Origin of the sequence: Halomonas binhaiensis, from assembly GCF_008329985.2 — a bacterium.
GTDB classification, from domain to species: Bacteria; Pseudomonadota; Gammaproteobacteria; order Pseudomonadales; family Halomonadaceae; genus Halomonas; species Halomonas binhaiensis.
In genome coordinates this window covers 162,764-188,613 of the sequence record NZ_CP038437.2, presented here as the reverse complement: position 1 = coordinate 188,613, position 25,850 = coordinate 162,764, and the positions used below count along the sequence as shown (strand labels likewise).

The following is a 25,850-nucleotide window of genomic DNA, read 5'->3' as shown; positions in this document are numbered from 1 at the left end:
TCTGCATTGAAACATTACCTCTCTCGTCGTCCTGGTCTTGCAAGAAAAATCACCACAATGAATGCGCCTCCCTTCTCTATGAAAGTAAAGAAAGGATCATCTTTTTATCAAAAATCTTTAATATATTGTCGGAAATGAGGCCAGAAATCATGACAAAAGCATGACACTATGATTAACAGAAAATTAATCCTTAATTTTCTGTCTTTTTATATACAAACGGTGGGTAAAAATGGGAGATGAAAGAGAAAAAACAATCAATAAATCACTTTACCAAGAGAGGCAGGAAAGCAATAAGAAGACTGTACTCAATAAGAAAGAAGAATTTAATAAGAAAAAAGCACTCAATGGCAATTCTCCCACCCAGCCGCTCTGAATACCTTGATGCGGATCCAGAAAAAGGGCCGCCTCAGTGGCAGGTTCTCAGCATGGAATATCCGTCATGACGCACATCTTCTGGGCGTCTCCAGGCCCACCATATACCAACGCATGCAGCGATCATGAACTGGCTCCCCTGAGTCCGTGCCAAGTCTGGTGTTCAATAATCAACTGGAGCACGCACGATCGGACAGGTCATGCAGTGGCTTCCACCACGGCCACGCCCCAGTTCGCTGGAATTGATGGTGATGACTTCGATGCCGGCCTTGCGCAGTAACGTATTGGTTGATGTATTGCGGTCATAGCCAACTACCACACCTGGCTCCAGTGCCAGTACATTGTTGCCATCGTCCCACTGCTCACGTTCGGAGACGAAGCTATCCCCTCCGGTCTCGACAACCCGCAACGCTTTCAAGCCAAGCGCCCTGGCAACAGTGTCCAACAGCCCGCAAGGTTCATGGCATACATCGATACCGCCAGGTTTGCTCTCATCGGGGCGCAGGCTGAAGGCAGCGATGCCCTTTACCACCTCAGGAAAAATGGTTACCAGGTCGTAGTCGCAAAAGCTGAAGACCGTATCCAGGTGCATGCTGGCACGTGACCTTGGAAGGCCGGCCACTATGACATGCCCGACTTCCCCGGCCTGAAACAGCGCCTGGCACAGCTGGCCAATTGCTTGACGCGATGTGCGCTCTCCCATCCCAATCAACACCACTCCTCGACCAATAGGCATCACATCACCACCTTCCAGAGTCGCCAGTCCATGGTCGGTATCAGGATCACCAAACCAGACTGGAAAGTCCGCATTGGCAAACTCCGGATGGAATCGATAAATAGCAGCAGTGAGCAATGTCTCGTGACGCCGTGCCGGCCAGTACATAGGATTCAGCGTGACACCGCCATAGATCCAGCAGGTGGTGTCACGAGTGAACTGAGTATTGGGTAACGGCGGAAGAAGAAAGCTGGAGTGGCCGAGATAGTCACGATACATATTGACCACCTCTCCGCTGTGGGTGCCTTCCAGGTCGGAACCGGAAACACCACCGATCAAGAATTCGGCGAGGTTACGTGGAGGTAACCCTTCCAGCCAACTGCGCAGCTCAGACTGTAGACCGACACCTACTTGGTTCGGCGTGATCTTGCGATCCAGAATCCACGCCAACGCTTCCCCATCGCGCACTACATCGGTCAGCAGATTATGCATCTCCAGCACTTCAACCCCTCGTTCGCGCATCTTGGTAACGAAGTCAAAATGATCGCGCTTGGCCTGATTGACCCAGATCACATCGTCGAACAGCAGATCTTCACAGTTGCTAGGCGTGAGCCGCTGATGGGCCAGTCCCGGAGAACAGACCATGACCTTGTGCAACTTGCCTGCCTCAGAGTGAACACCGAGCTTGGGTTGGTCGCCTGACCTGGGCAGATTATCGGACATGAAAGCCCCCGATGCGTGGTAGTGGTTGGAAGAAGTGCTGGTGAATTCGCGCCTTGCTAAAGTGTCAGCAAGCCTGCATACAGGCCATATATCGCCATGGCAGCGCCGAGCAGCACCCCGAGAAAGATCAGTTTTTCGATATAGGTGAATACAGCAACCCCCTGTTCACGCTTGGCTTTGGCGAACAACAAGGCACCAGGTGCGTAAAGCAAGGCAGACAGGAGAACGTACTGGGCACCTCCCGCATAAATCAGCCAGATGGCGTAGAGAGTGGCCACCAGTGCGATGAACATATCCCTCTGGCGTTCATAGGGCTTCCCCTCATAGGTCTCACCACGCAGAGAAAGCATCAAGGCATAAGCCGCCGACCAGAAATAAGGCAACAGGATCATCGCCGTGGCGAGATAGAACAGGTTGAGATAGGTGGCCTCATTGAACAGGGTGATGATCAGGAAAATCTGGATCAGGCCATTGGAGAGCCATAATGCATTGGCTGGTACCTGCTTGCGGTTCTCCTTCCTGAGCAAGGCAGGCATGGTGTGATCGCGAGCACTGACATACAGAATCTCGGCACACAGCAGTGTCCAGGAGAGCAGGGCCCCAGTCAGAGAAATGATCAGCCCTATACTGATCAGCACTACCCCCCATCGTCCGACGGCCCGTTCCAGCACTCCGGCCATGGAGGGATTGCTGAGTCCTGCGAGCTCAGCCTGGGTCATGACACCCATGGACAGTACATTGACCAGCACCAGCAACAGCAGTACACCAAGAAAGCCGACCACGGTGGCCCGCCCGACATCCCTGCGTCTTTCAGCCCGAGCAGAATAGATGCTCGCCCCTTCGATGCCGATGAACACCCATACCGTCACCAGCATCATGTTGCGCACCTGATCAGCCACGCTACCGAGTTCCAGACTTGTGTCGCCCCAGAAATCCTGAGTGAAGATGTCCGCCTGGAATGCCACTGCCGTGATGATGATGAAGAGAATAAGCGGCACTATCTTGGCAATGGTGGTGATCAGGTTGATGAAGGCGGCTTCCCTGATGCCCTGCAACACGAGGAAATGCACTCCCCAGAGCAGGACAGAGGAACCAATGATGGCCGCCAACGTATTACCATCACCAAAAACGGGAAAGAAGAACCCTAATGTACTGAACAGAAGAACAAAATAACTGACATTTCCCAGCCAGGCGCTGATCCAGTATCCCCAGGCGGATGAGAAACCCATATAGTCGCCAAAGCCCGCCTTGGCATAGACATAGATCCCACCATCCAATTCCGGTTTGCGTATCGCCAATGACTGGAACAGGAACGCCAGGGCCAACATGCCTACGCCAGTGATGCCCCAACCGATCAGAATCGCACCTGCACTCGCACTGACGGCCATGTTCTGCGGCAACGAGAAGATACCGCCGCCGACCATGGAGCCAACCACCAATGCGCTAAGTGCACCGATCTTCAACTTATGTGTTGATTGCATGTTCAAGCCCTCGATGCGAGTACCGCGTAAAAGAGCCATTCCTGATGAGCCAGGTCTATCCGTTGATGAGTAGGGGCTCGTTATTTGTTGCAAACTCTCTTCTTTCGCCCTGATGCTCAGCTCCTCCCGTACACCGAGAGTTGCTGGTAAGGTGTATTTCGGACATGGCCTTCGGCCAGAGGGCTAGAACTTTGATTAAATAACGCCCAATTGAATCAATATGATATTTCTAAAAAACAGATAATATTATTCGCAAATAATACAAGTGCTCTTTATTTCAATTAGCGAGCCGAACATGACAGCCCGACTCGCATCATGTTGCTCAGAATGACTATTGAATCTTTAGCGTCCGCCGATGGGCTTCCTTGGTCTTTGGCAGCGTCAATTCCAGAATGCCATCCTTGAACCTTGCCTCGGCCTTGTTGGCGTCGACTTCACAAGGTAATGACACCGTACGAGCCACACTGCCGTGCGACATTTCGCAGCGATAATAGTCGCCACTTTCTTCCTTGGCTTCCTTGTGGCTCTCCCCCTTGATCGTGACAGTGCTGTCCGTGACAGACACTTCCAGATCTTCACGTGCCATGCCCGGAACCTCGGCACGCAAGACAACCTCGGCATCCCGGTCGATGACATCGACCTTGGGAATCCGTGGACCAGCGGTTGCGAGTCCGTCCAGCAGGGACTGCTCCCAGCGTAGCGGGTGCCGCCATTCATGATCGAAAAAGCGGTCGATCAGTCGGTCGAACTCACGAAACGGGCTTATGCCATGCGTGACCGGAGCCAGGGAAGCCTTGCTGCTGGAGGGACTGCTTACCTCTACACTTTTCTTGGCCATGACAATCGCTCCCTTTGAGCAATCGAAATACTCAATACATATTGATGAGAAATTCACGATATGTGGCCTTGCCTCGGGTAGACCACGCGGCATTCTTTGGTCGGGCAAGAAGGCCACACTTGAACATTAGGTCGACTCAGCCAGGCATGCGATGATGGCAATTAGAAACTTTGACATGGATCAAAACGTACATGCAGTGACTCATTTCAACCACTTCTCCTGTGCATACCTCGGTGCTGCTCCAGAAAGAAGTCGGTCACGGTGGCAAGCCTTCATCGGCGCGCCTATCGTATTGGATAGATGGGAAATCTTTCATTCTGCGCCCTCTTGCACGGTCAATTCCGCGGCCATGCGAGAGCGCTCTGGCAAGGTATCACCATTGCACTCATGGATAATGTCGCCAGCCAGCTCCTTACCGCCAATGAGACCGCCTTTCGCCTGGGAATGGCACTGCTGCTAGGTGCCTTGATCGGCATCGAACGAGGCTGGGTGGCACGCGAGAAGAAGTCGGGTGAACGTGTGGCGGGTATTCGCACCCACGCATTGGTGGGGTTGCTTGGCGGGGTCGCCGCACTGCTGTCGAAAACCGTCACCTCCTGGGCATTTCCACTGATTTTCCTGTCTGTGACTGCGATAAGCCTGGTCGCCTGGCGAGAGCGTGTCGCTGAAAGCCACGACTACAGCATCACCGGCTTGATTGGCCTACTACTGACCTTCTGTTTTGGCGCGATTGCCGTTACTGTTGACCTGGCGCTTGCGACTGCCATCGCCGTCATCACTGCCGTCATTCTCGACAACAAGGATGAAATCCACGGCCTGCTGAACAAGCTGCAATCCCATGAGCTCGACGCTGCCCTCAAGCTGCTGCTGATCAGCGCGGTGCTGTTGCCCCTGCTCCCCGACCGGGGCATGGGACCAGGTGGAGTACTCAACCCCTACGAAATCTGGTGGCTGGTGGTGTTGATCGCTTCGATTTCCTTTGTTGGCTACTTTGCCATCCGCGTCGGTGGTGCTGAAAAAGGCATTCTCTTCACCGGACTGTTCGCCGGTCTCAGCTCATCCACTGCTCTGACACTGCACTACTCGCGCCAGTCGCGCCGCAACCCGGAATTGGGGCCCATGCTGGCAGCGGGAATTCTGGTGGCCTGCGGCACCATGTTTCCTCGCATCCTGCTGTATGCCGCGGTCATCAACCCTACCCTGCTACCGCGGCTATGGTTGCCGGTGACGACCATGGGAGTCGGACTCTACGTCGCAGCACTGTATATCTGGCGCACTCAACACCGGACGCTCAAGGTTGACCGTATCCAACTGAGCAAGAACCCTCTGGAACTGCGTACCGCACTGCTGCTTGGCACCTTTCTGGCCATGATCATGGTGCTAGGCACATGGCTACAAGACTGGCTGGGTAACGCCGGTATCTATCTCCTGGCGGCCTCATCCGGTATCGCCGACCTGGACGCCATCACCCTCTCGCTGACGCGTATGGTGCCGGAAAGAATTGATGCTTCTACTGCTGTTCTCGGCATTGTCATCGCTGCAACCGTCAATAATGTGTTCAAGGCTGGGGTCGCCGTCTTTATCGGTACCCCTCGGCTGAAAAGTCGTGTTGCAGTACCCATGGTATTTTCCTTGCTGATAGGCCTGGCGCTGGCCTGGCTGGCTTGATTGCGTATTTTCAACCCGACAAGGCAACTCAACGGCAGGCTTGGCTTTTCTTGACCTGCAGCAAGTCTGTGCACGGATAACGCTGCCGCACCACAAAACTCATCCACACTGGTGACACGAATTCCTGCCATGCAAGTGCCAGCGTCTGTTCAGAGATGACTGGCTTGGGCTGATCACCGGATTTCGCGCCCCCCCCGGGAGGGTGGCCACGCAAACTGCGATGAGAGGGGAGTATGCTGAATGACGCCAGGAAACCGCCCCATGCCTGCCTTCCCGAAGACATACTGGCACAGTATCGCAGTGAGGCCGATGGGCTCAGCAGCGAAGAAGCCAAAGTGCGCCTTGCCGCCCAAGGCCCGAACCGGCTGCCAGCGCCCCCTCGACGCCATCCCTTTCTGCGCCTGCTGGCACAGTTCAATAATGCACTGATCTACATGCTGTTGGGTTCGGCCGGCATCACTGCTCTCCTCCAGCATTGGATTGATACAGGCGTGATCCTGGCAGTGGTGCTGATCAATGCCTTGCTGGGATTCATCCAGGAAGGCCGAGCCGAACAGGCCATGGAAGCTGTGCGCAGGATGCTCGCGCCCATGGCAACGGTATTGAGAAATGGACAGCGGCAAGCTGTGTCGGCAGTCGAGCTGGTGACCGGTGACATCGTGTTGCTGGAAGCCGGAGACCGGGTACCGGCTGACCTGCGCCTGCTGAATTGCCATAGCCTGCGAATGCAGGAGGCAATCCTCACTGGCGAGTCGGTCGCGGTGGGAAAGAGCAGCTCTGCCGTGGATGCTGAAGCAGCACTCGGCGATCGCAGCTGCATGGCCTATAGCGGCACCCTGGTCAGCAGCGGCCAGGGCCGCGGCCTGGTGGTAGCAACAGGATCCGAGACCGAAATCGGGCGTATCAGCGGCCTGCTGTCGTCGGTGGAACCGTTGGTAACCCCCTTGCTGCGACAGATATCGGAGTTTGCACGCTGGCTGACACTATTGATTCTGGTGATCTCCGCCCTGGTGCTGTTGTTTGGCTATTTCATTCACCATCATCCCTTCGCCGACCTGTTCATGGCCGTCGTTGCACTGGCGGTTGCAGCCATCCCAGAGGGCCTGCCGGCCGTACTGACCATCACACTGGCCATCGGAGTGCAGGCAATGGCCAAGCATCATGCGATCGTGCGGCGCCTGCCGGCCATTGAGACTATCGGCGCAGTCTCGGTGATCTGCACCGACAAGACCGGCACTCTGACCAGCAACGAGATGATGGTCACTACCTTGATGACCGACCTCCATCACTATCGCCTGACCGGCTCTGGTTACGCACCAGAGGGTCACCTGCAACAGGACGATGCAATCATCGAACCCCATGCAGATGCCTGGCTGGAGCCAATCGCTGCAGTGATCAGCCTGTGCAACGATGCGTGCCTGCACAAGCTGGATGGTCGCTGGAACATCGAGGGAGACCCGATGGAGGGGGCTCTACTGGTGCTGGCCCGCAAATTGGGCAGGAACGATGATGCCCTGCGACGCTCCTGGCCGCGGATCGATGCCATTCCTTTCGATGCCAGCCATCGTTACATGGCGACGCTCAATCACGATCATCGCCAGCACGCCTGCATCTACGTAAAGGGTGCCCCCGAAGTACTACTGGAACTCTGCAGTGGTCAGTGGCATCCGGATGGCCCCGCCCGCCTTGACCGGGAACACTGGCGTCAGCGCTACGAGGCTATTGCCGCGGAGGGGCAGCGTGTACTGGCCCTGGCAATGAAACCGGTCAGTCATGAAAGAACGGCCCTGGCGTTCGACGACCTGGAAGATGGTCTGCTGCTGCTTGGCCTGGTGGGCTTGATCGATCCAACACGTCCGGAAGCGATCTCGGCAGTGGCCCAGTGCCGCCAGGCCGGAGTCAGCGTCAAGATGATCACCGGTGACCATGCAGGCACCGCAACAGCGATTGCCCGACAGGCAGGACTGGAAAAGCCTGAGACTGTGCTGACGGGAGCCGATCTCGACCAGCTCAGCGATGGAGAGCTGATGGTGGCGATCAAGACGACCAATGTCTTTGCCCGTACCAGCCCCGAACATAAGCTGCGGCTAGTAATGGCGCTGCAGGCCAATTCAATGATCGTGGCCATGACCGGCGATGGCGTCAATGACGCCCCAGCGTTGAAAAGGGCCGATATCGGCATTGCCATGGGCCGCAGTGGTAGCGAGGCGGCCAAGGAAGCCGCGGACCTGGTGCTGGCAGACGACAATTTTGCCACCATTGTCGCGGCAGTCCGCGAGGGGCGGCGTGTCTACGATAACCTCAGGAAGGTCATCGGCTGGACGCTGCCGACCAGCTCCGGAGAGGCACTCACCGTCATCATCGCCCTGCTGTTGGGTACCACCCTGCCGGTAACACCCGTGCAGATCCTCTGGGTCAATCTGATCACTGCCATTACCCTGGGGCTTGCACTGGCATTCGAGCCATTGGAAGCAAGAACCATGCAACGCCCACCACGGCGGCGCAAAGAACCCTTGCTGACAGGGACCCTGGCCTGGCACATCGTGCTGGTATCGAGCCTGTTCCCCTGCGGTGTCTATGGCATCTTCAGCTATGCACTCGACCAGGGCTACAGCATCGAACTGGCCCGAACCATGGCCATCAATACGCTGGTGGTAATGGAAATCTTCCACCTGTTCTTCATGCGCAACTTCTACACAACCTCGCTGACACCACGAGCGATAGCAGGCACACCGATAGTCTGGCTGACTGTTGTGCTAGTGACCCTGGGACAGTTCGCCGTGACCTACCTACCGCTATTGCAGCGGTTATTCGGCACCGAGGCCGTTCCATTCACGGACGGCCTCGTCATCATCGGCATCGGAGCAGCTTCGTTCGTGATCATCGAGCTGGAAAAGCAACTGCGACTGCGCTGGGCCCAGCTGCGTAGCCCGAAGTGAGTGCTTGGTTCACTCGAACTGACCATCCAGATGAGCCAGCACTCGGCCTTGTCTTGCTATTGAGCCCGCTTGATCCACCCGGTATTACGATCCACTTCCAAGCGCTGCACGAGTGAGTCATCGACGGTAACGATGTCGGCGACAATAGTGTTCTCGTCCTTTTCCTCGACATCACCCAGCTTCAGGCGTGGATTTCCCTGCCACTCGAGGTGGCTCTCGAACATGGTGCGGACATCATCGACAGTAAGCGCCTGGGGGGCCACCATTCGGCCATGATAGCCCTCCTGGCCACCCATGTTTGGCCCCATCATCATTCCTGGCCCCATCATGCCTTGGCCGCCCATACCAGGCCCCATCATGCCTTGGCCACCCATACCAGGCCCCATCATGCCTTGGCCACCCATACCAGGCCCCATCATGCCCTGGCCACCCATACCGGGGCCCATCATGCCCTGGCCACCCATACCGGGGCCCATCATGCCCTGGCCACCCATACCGGGGCCCATCATGCCCTGGCCACCCATACCGGGGCCCATCATGCCCTGGCCGCCCATACCGGGGCCCATCATGCCCTGGCCGCCCATACCGGGACCCATCATGCCCTGGCCAAAGGGGCAGGGATTCTCCTGGTCTTGATGGGCAGAGGCAGAATCAGGGAATAGTGCAGTTCCCATGCTCACTCCTGCCAACAGCGCAAGAACGGAAACTGAAGAGGCAATCTTGTTCATGGCGACACCCCATTAATTCGGTAATGTACATGCACTTTAGCAGTGCTGATTGACGCCTTGCGGCACCCTTCAGGCCGTTTTGACCAAGATCAACCTTATGGCGTCGCCATATTCGCGATACATGTTTGCAATGCATCTACTCGATGCATCGGCGAGACGAAAACGAAGGCGCCCAGCTCGACAAGCTGGGCGCCCCTTTCACATCACACGATGTCCGCTTCAGGGCATTCGCGTAGCGACATCAACGCCTCTGACAGCAGCGCCAGATTGGCTGGAGGCATTGAAATCCATGATTTCCTCGCCATTGGCATGCCACTGCGCCACTTCACTTTCGCTGGCACGCGGTGAGAACCAGCCCAGCCAGGCATATGTCACGCCAATCAGGGGAGAGATCCAGCAGGCAAAGGCCAGGGGAATGTACATCAGGCTTTCCATACCACCCGCTCCGCTGTTCAGGCCCAGAGCAGTGATGACCACCGCTCCGCCCGCGTTCCACGGAATCAAGGGGGAAATCAAGGTACCGCCTTCTTCTGTGGCGCGCGACAGGTTGAGCAGCGAATAGCCTTTGCCGCGATAGACGGGGCCGAACATCCGACCGGTCAGGGTAATGGACAGATAGGGATCGCCTGCCACCAGGTTGGTGCTCATGGAACTGGCGATGGCCGAGGTCTGCAGCCCCCCGAAACTTTTGACCCGGCGCACGATGGCCGAGATGATCGCGTGCATGCAACCTGTCCGCTCCAGGATGCCGCCGAACGACAAGGCGATCAGCAGCAGGGTAATCACCCAGGTCATCGATTGCAGGCCGCCACGGTTGAGCAGCCCATCAATCTCGGCCACGCCGGTATCGATCGAATATCCCGAGAAAGCAAAGGCGAACAACGTACTGACGCTCTCTCCTTGCTGCAGGAAAGCCATGACACCACCCAGCAGCACACCGACGAACAGCACCGGCAGTGCCGGGAAACGCAACATGGCCAAGGCAATGACCACCAATGCCGGCAGCAGTGACGTCGCGGTGATATCGAAGTGCTGTGACAACCCTTCGGTAATGGAGGAGATACGCTCGAAGGAAGCTGCCTGATCGCCGACCATGCCTTGCCCAACCATCAGGTATATGACCAGAGCAATCGCCATCGACGGTAGCGTCGTCGGCATCAAATTGCGGATGTGATCGAACAGGTTGACGCCAGTGACGGCTGGCGCCAGGTTGGTGGTATCGGAAAGCGGGGACACCTTGTCACCGAAGAAGGCTCCCGATACCACTGCGCCAGCCGTCCAGTAGGGTGGAATGCCGAACCCCGCCCCGATGCCCATCAAGGCCAGGCCTACCGTGCCGACAGTACCCCAGGAAGTCCCGAGGGACACCGAAACCAGGGCGCACAACAGGGTGGCCGCAGCCAGGAAGATCTGCGGGCTCAATAGCTCCAGGCCGTAGTAGATCAATGTCGGTACAGTGCCACTGGCGATCCACAGGCCAGTGATCATGCCCACCAGCATGAGGATGCCTACTGCCGGCAAACCAACGCTCACCACATGCAGCATGCCCTTTTCCATATCCTCCCAGCTCAAGCCGAGATAGCGGCCCACCAGCGCGGTAATGGCAATACCAATGATCAAGGGCACATGCGGAGTGAAGTCATCGAAGATGAATAACTGTACGCCCAGTACAGCGAACGTCAGTACGATGGGCAGCAACGCCAGCAGCAGCCCCGGCCGAGTGACAGGGGAATGAACCATGAACCATCTCTCCTTGTGGTTATTTTTGTCGAATCGCTCTCGATGGCACACCAGCGCCATCGAAAGGTCCTTCATGAGAAGGACCTTTCATTAATAGCCACTACCTGAAGGAAAGATTGAATAAATGCGACACATTGCATGGCATGCTCACGACAAGACCCGTTTGTCAGCGGCAGGACGATGCGTTCGGTGGCCCACTGCCTGGGCAAGGTGGAAGACCTGTCAGCCACTCAACGTAACTGACTATCCTTGCTGCCACGTCGGTTATACCCGCTGAAGGCTTTCTCGTGCTTGTCATGCTCAGCCTGGCAGTTGATGCAAAGACGCACTCCGGGCAGCGCTTCCCGGCGCGCCTGGGGAATGGGTTCGTCACATTCCTCACAATGACGCAGACTCTCGCCATGCGGCAGGCGACTGCGCGAGCGATGCACGGCATCCTCGACCGTGTTGTCGATCTGCTCCTGTACGTCACCGTCCTTTGACCAACCGCCTGCCATTTGCAGCCACCTCTTACGTTCTCGCGACCAGTCCTTCAGCTTATGCCGTCGACAGGATGCGGGACAAGGCAGGAGAGCAGGCCCGCCATGGGAAACACGCCGCTCTTCGTTTCCACGCATCAATCCCTATGGAGTTGCCACGTCGAACAAGGGGGACACGGCTTCTTCCCGGGCATCGCCTGAAGCATCATCCTGCACCAGCAAGGCTGACTGTGATTCAAGATACGCTCCGACGCCGGGAGTCTTGGCCGTTTCCTGAAAGTCGTGCAGCGCGCCAATCAGCTGTGGCGTCAGTTTATCCAGTTTGGGGCGTATGTCATTGGCCAGGTCCGGGGCGTTATCGAAAGGCGGGTGCTGCGTTTTCTGCCATTGATCATGAAGGCGCTGTTGAACGCGTTTGCTGGCATCAAACTGGTGCTGAAAAAATGTCTGGGCCAGCGCTTCATCGACGCCGGCGCTTGCCGCCTCCGCCACCACGCGCTCCAGTATCTGCGCTTCCCGCTCCGGTGCATTGATCGGCGCACCAGAGTTCCACTTGGCCTTTGCCACCTCTGGCGCAATCGCCAGTCGCTCATCAATCAACGTCAGCAACTGATTCACCGTCTGCTTGGCATCTTCCGAAGGCGTTTCGGCATTGGCTTGGCTGATGTTGAACAGCAAGGCCACCAGCATGGCGCAAGAAAACAGAGCACCGCGAGGTTTTTTCATCAACACCGTCATCATGACTATCTGATCTCCATTTGTGTTCATCCCAGGACGATCAGAATAGCGAGGCAGCCTCGATTCGTCTCTTCTCTTGCCAAGCATTTCTCCCTGCCGAGCAGGTGCTTACCTCCTGTCTCCCTGACCGTCTTCATACTGGGACAATCTGGGATCCTTCAATGACTCCAGCCAGGCCCGGGTCGGGGCGACATGATTGAAGGTATAGACATGCAGGCCCGCAAAGCCGCCGTCAGAGTCCCCCAATGATGGTCCCAGTGCTTCCATCAGGGTATCGGGATGATAGGCGGAGCCACCCAGCAACCGGCTCATCCGTCCCGACTTACTTCTTAGTGATCTCACGGAAGGACCAATGCCCAGGCGCAATGCGATGCTCAGCAGGCGCTTGCGTTCGATCACTCCAGGAATGCCCGCATGCACCGGTAGCTCAAGGCCAAGCTGCTTCTGCCACTCCCGCCAGTGCAACAGCGGTCGTGCCTCAAAGCACAGTTGGGTGACGGCATAATTGGCCAGTGCCACCTTGGCCTCCAGATCCTGCTGCAAGCGTGAGGCGTCGATGTGGTGATGGCCTTCAGGATAGGCCGGTACGCCGACGCGCGTTGGACGCAAGGACAGGCGGTTCATGTCCTCCAGCAGCGCCAGGCCGTGAGGATAGCTGCCCACCGGACGCGGGGCATCACCTCCTACCACGAACACATCATCGATGCCCAAGGTTTCCAGGCGCTGGAGCAGACGTTCCAGATGGGCATGATCACGCACCAGCCGTGCGGCGATATGCGGTACTACCTGGAGCTGGAGCCCCGCCTCGACCAGCCACTCGGCAGCCTCCAGGGTGCGCTCAAGGCCGTGGCGCGGCGAGCAGGTCACCGTCACCTCGGCCCCCTCGGGCAGAGCCCGGGCCGCTTCCTGCATGCCAGTGATCGGCAACAGCTCGAATCGGACTGCCGTCCGGGCAGGAGGTACAAAGGCCGCCGTCAGGGCGGCACGATTGACATCATTCATGATGCCTCCTCCGACTCAGGCCTTGGGGATATCCTTGCTGGGATCATGGAAGGGCTTGGCCACGACCACGGCATCCTGCGGACCGGTATTCGCCTCGATGCGCAGCGGCGTGCCCAACTCTGTGTACGCCAGCGGCACCATGGCGTAACCGATATTGCGCTCCTGGCGCGGCGAATGCGTGGCCGAGGTGACCTGGCCGATACGCTCGCCACCGGGCGCCAGCACCGGGAAGACATCGATCATCAAGCCATCGGTGAAGTAACCGACGCTGGGGCCATCGATCTCCACTCCCACCAGCTTGCGCGACACTCCTTCAGCCTTGATCCGCTCCAGGGCAGCCCGGCCGATGAAATCGTCGTCGCCGCGCAAGTCGACCATCCAGTCATAGCCCATGCCGACCTCGAAGGGGTTGGTGTCGTACCAGATGTCGCAGCCGAAGGCGAGAATGCCGCCCTCGATGCGGCGAATGTGGCAAGGGCCAATCACCTGCATGTCATGGGGAGCCCCCGCTTCGAAGACTCGCTGCCAGAGTGCCTCGCCATGGCGGCTGGCATCGCGCAGGTAGATCTCGTAGCCAATCTCACCGGAATACCCTGTGCGGGAGATTACCACCGACATGCCATCGAGCTCGGCCTCCATCAGGTGGTAGTAAGGCATCGCCAGCACTGACTCCCCGAACAGGTCGACCATCACTGCCTTGGCCCTGGGCCCCTGTACCTGGACAGGGGCCACATCCACTTCCTGGATGGTGACATCGAGTCCGGAGTGATAGGCCAGACCACGACACCACAGCACAATGTCGCTGTCGGCCAGTGACAGCCAGAAACGGTTCTCCTCGATGCGCAGCAGCACCGGGTCATTGAGAATGCCGCCATCGGGAGCTGTCACGAAGACATACTTGCACTGCCCCACCTGACACTGGCGCATATCGCGAGGCACCAGACGTTGGGTGAAGGCGAAGGCATCAGGACCACTGATCTCGATCTGGCGCTCCACCCCTACATCCCACAGGGTGACACCCTGAATCAGGGCCCAGTACTCATCGACCGGATCCGTGTAGAGACGCGGATGATAATGGTGGTTGTAGACGCTGTACTTGCGCACACCATGGCGCCGAGAGGCATAGAAGAACGGCGACTTGCGGATGCGCGGATAAAGCAGAATTTCCGGCGCCGCCTGAATGCCCTGGATGTTCTCGATGGCTGGATTCATGACCGCCTCCTATTCTTTTCCGAAACTCTGTTTCGAAGCTCTGTTTCGAAGCTCAGTCTCGAAGCCCTGTGTTTCGAAGCCCTCGTCTCGAGGTCAGGGAGCGGCCTCGCTTGGCCACCCTTGAGTTCGATACTCTCATTTCCAACCTAGACCGGCCGGCAGCCCAACATCTTGCTACCGACGTCCAGCTCTTTGGCATTGGCGACAGCCTCTTTATCCACTTGTCGTCGCGAACAAGGGAGGCGTCGCCACGGGATAGCGAGGTGCCATACCCCTGCCCTATGCTGCGGAAAGTATGCTGCGGAAAGAAGACCGTTCCCCGGAGGAAGCCATGGCGACCCTACCCTCGCAAGCGGACGCGGTGATCATCGGCCTGGGCGGCATCGTCGGCGCCTCGGTGGCCCACCACCTGATCGAACGGGGCTGGACCCATCTGGTGGGTATCGATGCCTCTGCCATTCCCACCGATGTCGGTTCCACCGCCCATGCTTCCGACTTCTGTTTCATGACCTCCCACGACCGCATGGCGTGCTACACCACCACCTATAGCCGCCAGTTCTACGAGTCGCTGGGACACTATCACCGGGTTGGCGGCATCGAGATCGCCCGGGTCGGCGACGAGGCACGACTGGCCGAATTGCAGCGCAAGGTTGCCTCTGGCAAGGCCTTCGGTACCCACGTCCATATGATCGACGCCGATGAAGTGGTAGAACATTTTCCGCTGCTCGAACGTGAGCGGGTACTGGGCGGCATGTGGGACCCCGATGCAGGCCTGGTGGTCCCGCGTTCACAGCAAGTGGCCGGCGAACTGGTCGAGCGTGCCGTGGAAAGTGGTCACCTGCGCGCCTTCGCCGACACAGCGGCACAGGACATCGATGTCCAGGACGGCCGGGTATGCGGTGTCCAGACAGCCAAAGGCTATATCGCCTCCCCTGTCGTGATTCTCTGCTGCGGTATCTGGGGGCCTCTGCCGGCCGCCATGGCGGGGGTGGCGCTGCCGTTGATGCCGGTCGAGCATCCTCTGATGTTCTTCGGTCCCTTCGATGCCTTCGCCGGCACCGGCAAGGAAATCGGCTATCCGTTGATGCGTGATCAGGGCAACTCTGCCTACATGCGTGACACCGGTGATCCCAGCTCCACCGAAGGAGGCATGCTGGAGTGGGGCTATTACGAAACCACTCATCCCCGCCTGGTCCACCCCCGCGATATTCTTGCCCGGGAACAAGCCCGGCTCTCCCCGTCCATGCACGACCTGGAGGCCGATCAGATCGCTGAGCCCTTCGAGCGAGCAGTGGAGCTCACGCCACTACTCGGCGAACTCGGCTGGGACGAGAAGCACTCCTTCAATGGCTTGCTGTCGGTCACCTCGGACGGCGGTTCTCTGATAGGTGAAGCGCCGGAAACCCGTGGCCTGTGGTGCTGTGAAGCGGTGTGGGTCAAGGACGGCCCGGGGATGGGCAAGATCCTCGCTGACTGGCTTACCGACGGGCATCCCTCGATTGACCCCTGCAGCATCGATATTGCCCGCTTCTATCCTGTGCAGAAGACACCACATCACGTGTACGGCCGCTGCGAGGAAATCGCTCGCAAGATCTACGATCCCGCAGTGCATCCGCGCGAGCCCTTTGAAAGTGGACGCAATCTGAGGCGCAGCCCCTTCTGGCCGCGGGAATGTGAACTCGGTGGTTACTTCATGGAGACGGCTGGCTGGGAACGCGCCCACGGCTACGCCGCCAACGAGACACGCCTGGCGCACTATCTCGATGAGGTGCCTGAACGGCCAGTGGAATGGGATGCCCGTCACTTCTGGCAGGTCTCCAACGCCGAGCATCTGGCGCTCAGCGAAGATGTGGGCATGATCAACCTTTCCCACTTCGCCATCTACGACATCTCCGGTCGCGATGCCGAGGCCCTGCTGGAATATCTCTCTGTGGCCAAGATCGGCGGCGACACGCCCCTCGGCAAGGGAGTCTATACCCACTTCCTCGATGCCCGTGGCGGCGTCCACTCCGACCTGACCATCGTCCGCCTAGCCAGGGACTGCTTCCGGGTGATCTGCGGTGGCGATACCGGCCATCGCGACTTGATGTGGATCACCCGGCGCGCCGAGGATGTGGGGCTGACGCGCTGGCATCTGGAAGATCGCAGCGACAGCCTGGCCACACTGGGCCTGTGGGGACCCAATGCCCGGCGTATCCTGCAGACACTGGCCGACACCCCCGAGGAATTGACCAGCGAGCGTTTCCCCTTCGCCAGTGCGCGGAAAATCCAGGTGCGCGGCCTTCCGGTGTGGGCATTCCATATTTCCTATGTCGGCGAGCAGGGCTGGGAACTCTATGTCCCCTTCAGCTATGGCCTGGCGCTATGGGACCTGCTGTTCGAGGCCGGAGTGCCCCCGGTGGGCATCGAGACCTACGCCAACAGCCGCCGCCTGGAGAAGAGCCTGCGCCTGCAGAATGTCGACCTGCTCACCGACTACAACCTGCTGGAAACCGGCCTGGCCAGGCCCAAGGTCAAGAACCCGGACTTCCATGGCAAGGCCGCCCATCTGGAGCAGCGCGAGCGTGAGCGTCAGCCGGCCTATCTGTGTACGCTGGTGATGGAGTCACACCTTGATGGCACTGGCCAGGCACGTTATCCGGTCGGCCAATCGCCATTGCTCGACCCGGAGAATGGTGAAGTCCCGGTGGATGCCCTGGGGCGACGCTCCTATACCACCAGCATCGCCTACGGTCCTTCGTTAGGCCGCAACATTGCCCTGGGCTACCTGCCAGCGAGTCATGCCGTGGAAGGTCGCTCCCTGTTGCTGGAATACTTCGGCGAGCATTATCCGATGCGGGTGGAAGCGGTGGGTTATCGGGCGCTTTATGATGCGGAGAATATTCGCCCACGCAGTTGACCCTACAGTACGCAGTTGACCCTACAGAAAGCCTAGGGAAGCCGTTCATTTTCCCCGGCCTCGTCGATCGGCGGTTCATCGACTACCAGCGGCTCGATAAGGTCGGCCTGGCGCTCGTGGCGGCGCTTGCGCTCACTGCTCGGAGAGTGACCGAAATGGTCGTGATAGCACTTGGTGAAGTGCGTCGGCGACACGAAGCCACAAGCCAGGGCCACCTCGGTAATCGGCATATGGGTCTGCAACAACAGCAGGCGAGCCCGCGCCAGCCGCAGCTCCAGGTAGAACCTGAGCGGTGGACAGCCCACATAGCGCTGAAACAATCGCTCCAGTTGGCGCCGCGATAGTCCGGCATAGCAGGCCAGCTCATCGAGCCCCAGCAGTTCCTGCAGGTTGGCATCCATCAGATTGGCCACCTCCTCCAGCTTGGGATGGCTGTGGCCCAGCCGAAGCCTCAGCGGCGTGCGCTGGCGATCGGTCACCCCGCGAATACGTTCGTGGATGAACTCCTCGGCAATCGACTCCGCCAGCGCCAGCCCCTGCTGGCGACCAATCAGGTTGAGCATCATGTCCAGGGGAGCGATGCCACCCGAACAGGTGTAGCGATCGCGGTCCATGACAAACAGCTGGGAAGTGAAGGTCACGTTGGGGAAGCGTTGTGCCTCATGAAGGCTGGATATGTGTTCCCAATGCAGCGTGCAGCGATAGCCATCGAGCAGCCCCGCCCGGGCCAGCACGTAGCCGCCGGTACACACCGCGCCCAGGGGAATGCGCCGTTCAGCCAGTCGCCGGAGCCATGACAGGGTCGAGCGATCATCGTAACGCTGGACCTCGAGACCACCACATACCAGCAACAGATCCAGTGCCGGCATGGGTTCCAGCGCCTGATCCACCGCGGTGGCCACATTATTGCTGGCCGTCACGGCGGCACCATCACGACTCACGAGATGCCAAGTGTAGAGGATGCGATCGGCCAGATGATTGGCCATGCGCAACGGCTCCAGCGCCGAGGTAAAGGCAAGCTGGGAAAAACCCGGCAGCAGCAGGAAGCCGATATCATAGTGTCCCTTGGCCGGTATGGAGGTTGACATCGCACCTCCTTCCACTCTCGGGTGCAGACGGCGACAGAACCCTCTCCACAGAACCATCTCCGCAAACCATCCCACTAGGCATAGCCTATTCCTTTGACCAACGCCACGCTCATTGTTCACCGCATATGTCGCTGTGCCCAAGGCCATTGACGCCACCAGGCAACCCCATGCCACATGGCGCGCGATACTGAGCTTAAGGCTGTACTAAAGAACTGGAGTTGTACGACATAGCTGAAGGTCGAAGGAGAGTTGAAGGTCGAAGGTTGCATACAGCGCTGGGGAGACATGCCGATGGCCATCCAGGCAAGCGAACAGGTCCCGGCAGGGGCCAACGACAATTTAAGCATTGCCCGGGCCGCAAGGCTCTGGCCAATCGAGGAAATCGCTCACCACCTGGACCTGCCGGGCGAGGCCGTAGAGCCTTACGGACGGGGTATCGCCAAGATTGACCTGTCAGCCATGTCAATCCTGAGCCAGCGTCCACGGGGGCGTTACGTGGTGGTCACCTCGATGACCCCGACCCCACCCGGCGAGGGCAAGACGACGACCGCCATCGGCCTGGTGCAAGGGCTGCAACGCCTGGGATACACCGCCACCGTGGCCTTGCGCCAGCCCTCCATGGGCCCCACCCTCGGGCTCAAGGGCGGGGCGACCGGTGGTGGCTACAGCCAGGTGCTGCCGATGGAGCGCATCAACCTGCACCTGACGGGTGACCTGCATGCAGTGGGAGCAGCCCACAATCTGCTGGCAGCCATGGTGGACAATCACCTGCATCATCGCTTGACACCCGAGCTGGACCCTCGCGAGATCCTCTGGCAGAGGGTCATCGACCTCAACGACCGCGCATTAAGGAACATCGTGCTGGGCCTGGGTGGGCGCGGAAACGGCATGCCTCGCCAGGGCAGCTTCGAGATCACCGCAGCTTCCGAGGTCATGGCCGTACTGGCGCTGGCGGATTCGCTTGCCGATCTGCGCTGGCGGCTGGGTCGTCTTATAGTGGGACTGGATCGTGAAGGGCAGGCAGTCACTGCCGAACAGATCGGCGCTGCCGGTGCCATGACCGTATTACTCAAGGAGGCACTCAAGCCCAACCTGCTGCAGACCCTGGAACACGCTCCAGCACTGATCCACGCAGGCCCCTTCGGCAATATTGCCCATGGCAACTCCTCGATCATCGCCGACCACATCGGCCTGCACACCAGTGACTTCCTGGTCACCGAGGCAGGCTTTGGTGCCGATATGGGGGCCGAGCGCTTCTTCAACATCAAATGCCGCACTTCCGGCCTGGTACCCGATGCCGCCGTCCTGGTGGTCACGGTACGTGCCCTGAAGTATCACAGCGGTCGCCATCAGGTAGTGACTGGCAAACCCCTGCCAGCCTCGCTGCTGGCGGAACACCCGGAAGAGGTTCTCGAGGGCGGCGCCAATCTGCTCAAGCAGATCGATAATGTACGCGCCCACGGTCTCACTCCAGTGGTGGCCATCAACGCATTTCCCAGCGACCATCCCAGTGAGTACGCGGCGATTCATGAACTGGCAGCCTCGGCGGGCGTGCGCGCAGTGGTCTCCACGCATGTGCGTGATGGCGGTGAAGGGGCCCTGGCACTTGCCGAAGCGATAGCGGAAGCCGCCGAGGACAATAGCGACTTTCACTTCCTCTACCCTGCCGAGCTGCCATTGGCAGACAAGATAGAGCGCATCGCGACCCGCCTCTACGGTGCCGATGGCGTCGACTTCTCCCCCCAGGCCCAGGAACGGCTCGATGCCTGGCAGCACGAAGGGTACGGCAACCTGCCGGTATGCATCGCCAAGACGCACCAGTCGCTCTCCGCCGATCCGAAGCGACTCGGTGCCCCCAAGGGATGGCGCCTGCCGGTGCGCGAAGTGCGTCTCTCCGCCGGAGCAGGTTTCGTCTACGCCCTTGCCGGCGATATCCTCACGCTGCCCGGGTTCAGCGCATCACCTGCCGCCACCCGCATCGATATCGACGAGAATGGCGAAACGGTCAATCTGAACTAGGAATACTGCATCACCTAAGACGCTTGCTCTGCCACGCCGCTCATATCTCGATGAGCTCATAACGCAGGTTTAACTTTCCAGCCTTGTTCACGGCATAAGGCTGGCTGTCCTGTCTTTATCTTTATCCTTGTCTATATCTATGTCTTTATCTTCAATACAGAGGTCTGGGCCAGGCATTTTCTCCACTTGATCAAAGAAAATAATATAAATTACAAAAAATAAATAATGCATCAACAAGCAAACTAAAACGCTTCATACAAAAACAAACTGCCTGACTGACAAACCATTATGCTGAGCATATGTAAGATATCACTTACACCGCCTTGAGATATTGACACCATTTATCGCCATGACAGTACTAACACGGCTATATCGTGCCTTTAACACCTTCCGCCTAGCCTGCCTGGCATCATGAAAAATCAACTACTGTTATTTCCTGCATCATCGTCAGGCCGGCATATGTTTACCCGACCTGCTTCAACTGACAGCAACAGGACTGACACTTCTCATTTTCCTGTCAACGCTGCATAGCGCCTTTTCTGGACACGCCACATGCATGGCGGCTAAAGGCCTGTCGCGGAGAACGTTAAGGAATGCACATGGACACGCGCTATCCGACCTTGAATCTTTGTGTACGCACACATGCAGAACAAAGCCCGGACAAGACGGCCTATACCTTTCTTGATGATGCTGGCCAGAGGAGTGAGCATCTCAGCTATGCGCAGCTCGACAGTCGCGCTCGCCTCATTGCAGAAGAGATCCGAACGCACGCAGGAGGCCAGGAGCAGCCACGGGTACTGCTGCTGTTCTGGCCCGGCCTCGACTTCACCGTCGCCCTCCATGGTTGTCTCTATGCTGGAGCCATCGCTGTCCCCGCCTATCCTCCAGAGCCTTCCCGGGTCGAGCGAACACTTGCGCGGCTCAAGGCCATCGCGACCGATGCAGCACCTGCCATCGTTCTCACCAACAGCATGCTCAAGGGTATGGCGGAGCCCCTGCTGGTCTTCGCGCCGGACCTTGCTCAGCTGCCATGGCTGGCAGTGGATGAGCTATGCCAGAACCCAGTCATTCCTGCCTATCGGGATCCTGAACTCACGCCTCAGGATCTGGCCTTGATTCAATACACATCAGGGTCGACCTCGATACCCAAGGGGGTCATGGTCAGCCATCACAACATTCTGGCCAATATGGAGATGATTGAGTCCAGAGCGTGCCAGGGCGCTGATAGCGTCTTCGTTTCCTGGCTGCCCACCTATCACGACCTTGGCCTCATGGGAGGCGTCTTCCTTCCAGCTCTCGTCGGTGGCAGTTCAGTGCTGATGTCACCGCTGGACTTCCTGCGTCGCCCGGCTTCATGGCTGGAAACAATATCGCGCTATCGGGCCACCAACACCTTTGTTCCCAATTTTGCCCTTGATATCGCCGTGCGCAAGATCGTGGGCTGCGAGCGTGAAGCGCTCGACCTCTCCTGCCTCAAGTACTGCATTGTTGGCGCGGAACCCGTGCGCCACGAATCCATCGAGCGCTTCATCGAGGCCTTCGAGCCACAAGGGCTGGCATCCTCAAGCATGGTTCCCGGCTACGGCCTGGCAGAGACCGTGGTCGCGGTGAGTGGTGGACCGGAGGGTGAAACCCCGCGCAGCCTGTTCGTGGACAAGCAGGCGCTGGCCGACAATCGCATTATGATGGTACCCCCCTCGGATCACGAGGCCGTGCCGCTGGTATCCTCCGGAAGGCCCTTGCCCAGTGTCCAGGTGGAGATCGTCGATCCCCAGACGTGCCAGCTCGTCGCCCCCGGTGAAGTGGGGGAAGTGTGGGTCCGCGGTTCGAACGTCGCGCACGGCTACTGGCAGCGTGACGATGACACCGAAGCCACCTTCAAGGCCTGTCTGGACCAGCATGAGGCCGTTCCCTGGCTACGCACCGGCGACCTGGGTTGCCTCGAGTCTGGCCACCTCTACATCACCGGGCGTATCAAGGACCTGATCATCCTTCGCGGCAAGAATCACTATCCGCAGGATCTTGAACTCAGTGCTGAACGCAGCCATTCCGGCATCCGCCCCGGGGCCGTGATCGCCTTCACCTGCGAGCAGGAGGACGCAGAGCAGCGCCTGGTCATCATCGCCGAAATCGCCTCCCATCTACCCCAGAAGCAGGATCAGCTGGTCTTCGCTGCGATGGCCGAGGCCATTCGTGGCGCCTTGAGCGAACAACATGCGCTGCTCGTCCACGACATTGTGCTGATCAAAGCCGGCAGCATCGACAAGACATCCAGTGGCAAACTCGCCCGCCAGGCCTGCAAGCGACGCTATCTCAAGGATAAGCTCGAGACGCTGTTCACCTGGAACCTTGGTGCCACCTTGGTAACGCCCACGGAAACAGCTTCCGCGTCAATTTCCACTGCCACCTCAACGACCGCACCTGCAAGCGAGAGCCACCACACCGGCTGGCACACACTGGATGCCGACGCACGGCGGCAGCTCCTGCGCGATGACATCACCCAGGCCATCTCACGACTGACAGGGAATGGCGATCATGCACTCCTTGCGCCTGATGCCCGCCTCAGCCAGGTTGGTCTGGATTCCCTGGCCGGCATGGACCTTGCTGTACATATCGAGCAGCAATTTGGCGTGTCCCTGCCACTCATGGCACTGCTCAGTTCAACAACGCTTGGCGATCTGATCGCCCGCGTGGAGCAGACGGGCATACATGGGAATAAGAAGAACAAGGGCTGGCAGTGGCAGGATGACGCCACGGCACCGCTACATGCGGCCTCAGACGCTACCTGCGTAGCGACACTCCCTGGCGGATGCGCGGTGGCCTTGAGTGACTGGAAAGTGGACGCACCTCTGTTTTGTGTCCCCGGGCTGACGGGCATGCCAGCCTATTTGTCGTCGCTGGCTCCTGCGTTTGGGACATCCCGTCCACTCGTCGCCTTTCAGGCGCCAGGTGCCGATGGTCTGGAGCACCCGCTGGGGTCGGTCGAGGAGCTGGCGTCGCGCTATATCGATGAGATGAAGGCCATTCAGCCCGAAGGGCCCTACACGCTCGCAGGGCACTCCTTCGGTGGCCTGGTCGCCTACGAAATGGCGCAGCGACTCAGTGAACAGGGGGCGTCCGTGCATGTCTTGTTGCTGGATACACTCACGCCCTCGGAGAACGACGAAACCTCAGATGCCAGCGATGAGGTGATGGCGCTGTTCGAGCTCTGCCACGTGAACCGGCGTTTCACCGGGGATGCAAGCCCAGTACCGGGGCTTGAGAAACTCGACACGCTGTCCCTGGAGCAGCAGCGCGAAATCCTCGCTCGCGAACTGGGTGTGGAAAGCACAACGGTGGCCACCCGGCTGGCGGCGATCTATAAGGCCAGCTACGCGGCCATGGAAAGCTATCGGCCACGGCCGTATGCCGGGCCTGTGACGCTATTTCGTGCTCGGTCCAGCTTCCCCGAACAAGTGCTGCACCCTGCCCGCAAGTTGATGCTCTGGTGTGGCAATAAGACGCTCGGTTGGGAGCCGTTCTGTCCATCACTCAAGGTCGTCAAGGTGCCTGGCGACCACTTCACCATGGTGCTGCCATCCCACGCCACGGAACTCGTCACTGCCATGCAGGAAGCCATCAGTGATCGCCCTCGCATGCATCTCGGCCTGGAGCGTCTGGCAGCGGCTCACATCCCTCATCGCGAGGGGCGCCCCCTGGACATTTCCGCGCAGGCGCTGACGCTTGACCCATACCACCCTGTCCATATCGAAGACCCTTATCCCATCCTCCGTCAGGTCCGGACACAGACCCCCGCCATCAGGGACATCATGTCGAGATGGTGGATTACCCGTCATGCGGATGTTTCAGCCGGCATGCGTGACAAGCGCTTCAGCGTCGACCCTCGCAGCCTGCAAGGTATCGAGCACACCTTCGCCAAGAACAGCAATATCTCTCTTCCTATGCTCAGTGCCTCAAGTCGGCAGCAGCAGGACAAGGCCTTCAACTCGCTGCTCAACAACTTCATGCTATTTCTCGATCCGCCGCGACACCAGTACTTGAGGCGTGTCTTCACACCACTGTTCACCCCAGAGGCCGTGCAGCATTGGGCCCATTTCATCGACGCACGTGCAGAGGAGCTCATTGGCAATCTGAAAGCGCACCCTGCCCCTGACCTTGTCAGAGACCTCGCTCTCCCTCTTCCGGTGGCCGTGATCTCGGGCATGCTCGGTCTCCCACAGGAAGATATTCCCTTGCTGCTGCCCTGGGCACAGGATCTGATCCGGAGCTTCGATCCTCTGCTGTCCGACGAGATCACTCGCCGCATTGATCAAAGTGCAGCAGATTTTACCCGCTACCTGCGTGAACACCTGGAAACCCTTCGTCGAACCTCTGCTGTCGCCAATGAGTACACTCTCAGCCCTTGCGCAGCGCTGGATCAGGGGCTAAGCCTCGAAGAGCTGATAGCGCAATATGCCATAATCTTTGCTGTCGGCTTTGAAACCACCACCGACATGATCGGCAACAGCACCTTGGCCTTGCTGCGCAACCCGGATCAGCTCGAACGGTGGCGTAGACACCCCGAACTCACCGAGAACGCGGTAGAGGAACTCCTGCGCTATGACGGCGCAGTGCGCTGTTCGATGCGTTATGCCCTCGACGATGTGGAACTCGGTGGCCAGCAGATTCAACGCGGCGATACCGTAGTCTTCTCTTTTTCGGCAGCGAACCGGGACCCGCAAGCGTTCCCTAATCCTGAGCGTCTGGATATCGGACGTAACGCTGGCAAGCACGTGGCTTTTGCTCACGGCGCACACTACTGCCTGGGGGCTTATCTGGCGCGCCTTGAGCTGCGCCGTGTCTTGCCGGCATTGATTCGTCACGATTTCGCCCTTGCCCCCGAGGGCGTGCAGTGGAGAGACAGCATGGTCTTTCGGGGTATGGAACAACTGCGGATCAATTTCCTGTAGCGGAAGACACATCACGCTGGAGCGCCAGCCGCATATCGGCCGAGATAACAGGAAGGGTAACGACCACCTTCCAAGACAAGAGGACAATAGCGGCTGGCGATACCGTCCTGCCAGACAGGAGTATCGACCAAATCACAACGATGGAGGAAAGCAGCCTGATACGCTCGACTGGAATGATGGGCGTTATGATCGACACAGCTCATGAATGCGCCAATGGCACTATCGGAGACAGGCTTAGCGAAGTTATACTTTAGTCTAAA

The 25,850-nt window shown here is 58.7% G+C and carries 16 protein-coding genes; 6 read left to right on the top strand and 10 right to left on the bottom strand.

The features are described 5' to 3' along the window. The first annotated feature begins 229 nt into the window (after positions 1–229). A complete protein-coding gene (locus tag E4T21_RS00915; RefSeq protein WP_187775074.1) occupies positions 230–373 on the top strand; it encodes a hypothetical protein in 144 nt (47 codons plus the stop codon). Positions 374–535: 162 nt separating this feature from the next. Here the strand turns inward: E4T21_RS00915 and arcA are convergent, their stop codons facing one another. From arcA to E4T21_RS00895, 3 genes are all read right to left on the bottom strand, one after another. Beyond that, positions 536–1,810: an arginine deiminase gene (gene arcA / locus E4T21_RS00905; protein WP_149282695.1), complete on the bottom strand. Its 1,275-nt coding sequence runs from the start codon at positions 1,808–1,810 to the stop codon at positions 536–538. A gap of 56 nt (positions 1,811–1,866) precedes the next feature. Continuing rightward, the gene (gene arcD, locus E4T21_RS00900) at positions 1,867–3,291 is read right to left on the bottom strand and encodes an arginine-ornithine antiporter (protein ID WP_149282693.1); all 1,425 of its coding nucleotides are present in this window, start codon (positions 3,289–3,291) and stop codon (positions 1,867–1,869) included. A gap of 331 nt (positions 3,292–3,622) precedes the next feature. After that, positions 3,623–4,129: an Hsp20/alpha crystallin family protein gene (locus E4T21_RS00895; protein WP_149282691.1), complete on the bottom strand. Its 507-nt coding sequence runs from the start codon at positions 4,127–4,129 to the stop codon at positions 3,623–3,625. 387 nt (positions 4,130–4,516) lie between these two features. On the opposite strand from E4T21_RS00895, the gene E4T21_RS00890 reads away from it, so the two are divergent. Both E4T21_RS00890 and E4T21_RS00885 read left to right on the top strand, forming a co-directional pair. After that, positions 4,517–5,797 (top strand): MgtC/SapB family protein, encoded by a 1,281-nt coding sequence (locus tag E4T21_RS00890; protein ID WP_149282689.1) that lies wholly within the window; start codon positions 4,517–4,519, stop codon positions 5,795–5,797. A gap of 233 nt (positions 5,798–6,030) precedes the next feature. Then, entirely contained in the window at positions 6,031–8,736 is a 2,706-nt protein-coding gene (locus E4T21_RS00885; RefSeq protein ID WP_149282687.1) for a cation-transporting P-type ATPase, read from the top strand. Between the two features lie 56 nt (positions 8,737–8,792). On the opposite strand, the gene E4T21_RS00880 is transcribed toward E4T21_RS00885, so the two are convergent. The 6 genes from E4T21_RS00880 to E4T21_RS00855 all read right to left on the bottom strand — a co-directional run bounded on the left by E4T21_RS00880 (position 8,793) and on the right by E4T21_RS00855 (position 14,635). Further along, entirely contained in the window at positions 8,793–9,464 is a 672-nt protein-coding gene (locus E4T21_RS00880) for a hypothetical protein (protein WP_187775073.1), read from the bottom strand. A 219-nt stretch (positions 9,465–9,683) separates the two neighbouring features. Beyond that, the gene (gene nhaC, locus E4T21_RS00875; RefSeq protein ID WP_149282686.1) at positions 9,684–11,204 is read right to left on the bottom strand and encodes a Na+/H+ antiporter NhaC; all 1,521 of its coding nucleotides are present in this window, start codon (positions 11,202–11,204) and stop codon (positions 9,684–9,686) included. Positions 11,205–11,434: 230 nt separating this feature from the next. Then, positions 11,435–11,701, bottom strand: coding sequence for a DksA/TraR family C4-type zinc finger protein (locus tag E4T21_RS00870; RefSeq protein ID WP_149282684.1), 267 nt, complete (start codon positions 11,699–11,701; stop codon positions 11,435–11,437). Between the two features lie 126 nt (positions 11,702–11,827). Further along, positions 11,828–12,409, bottom strand: coding sequence for a gamma subclass chorismate mutase AroQ (gene aroQ / locus E4T21_RS00865; protein WP_240349246.1), 582 nt, complete (start codon positions 12,407–12,409; stop codon positions 11,828–11,830). 120 nt (positions 12,410–12,529) lie between these two features. After that, a complete protein-coding gene (locus E4T21_RS00860; RefSeq protein ID WP_149282680.1) occupies positions 12,530–13,423 on the bottom strand; it encodes a methylenetetrahydrofolate reductase in 894 nt (297 codons plus the stop codon). 15 nt (positions 13,424–13,438) lie between these two features. Next, positions 13,439–14,635, bottom strand: coding sequence for a glycine cleavage T C-terminal barrel domain-containing protein (locus E4T21_RS00855; RefSeq protein ID WP_149282678.1), 1,197 nt, complete (start codon positions 14,633–14,635; stop codon positions 13,439–13,441). Positions 14,636–14,966: 331 nt separating this feature from the next. Between E4T21_RS00855 and E4T21_RS00850 the strand changes: the two genes are divergently transcribed. Beyond that, positions 14,967–17,534 (top strand): GcvT family protein, encoded by a 2,568-nt coding sequence (locus E4T21_RS00850; RefSeq protein ID WP_149282676.1) that lies wholly within the window; start codon positions 14,967–14,969, stop codon positions 17,532–17,534. 32 nt (positions 17,535–17,566) lie between these two features. On the opposite strand, the gene E4T21_RS00845 is transcribed toward E4T21_RS00850, so the two are convergent. Further along, complete coding sequence (locus E4T21_RS00845; RefSeq protein WP_149282674.1) at positions 17,567–18,622, bottom strand: GlxA family transcriptional regulator; 1,056 nt, start codon at positions 18,620–18,622, stop codon at positions 17,567–17,569. Positions 18,623–18,913: 291 nt separating this feature from the next. On the opposite strand from E4T21_RS00845, the gene E4T21_RS00840 reads away from it, so the two are divergent. Together E4T21_RS00840 and E4T21_RS00835 are read left to right on the top strand one after the other, a co-directional pair. Further along, complete coding sequence (locus E4T21_RS00840; protein WP_149282671.1) at positions 18,914–20,641, top strand: formate--tetrahydrofolate ligase; 1,728 nt, start codon at positions 18,914–18,916, stop codon at positions 20,639–20,641. Between the two features lie 599 nt (positions 20,642–21,240). Beyond that, positions 21,241–25,590 carry a cytochrome P450 gene (locus E4T21_RS00835; protein ID WP_187775072.1) on the top strand — a complete coding sequence of 1,450 codons (4,350 nt, stop codon included), beginning with the start codon at positions 21,241–21,243 and terminating at the stop codon, positions 25,588–25,590. Positions 25,591–25,850: the final 260 nt, after the last annotated feature.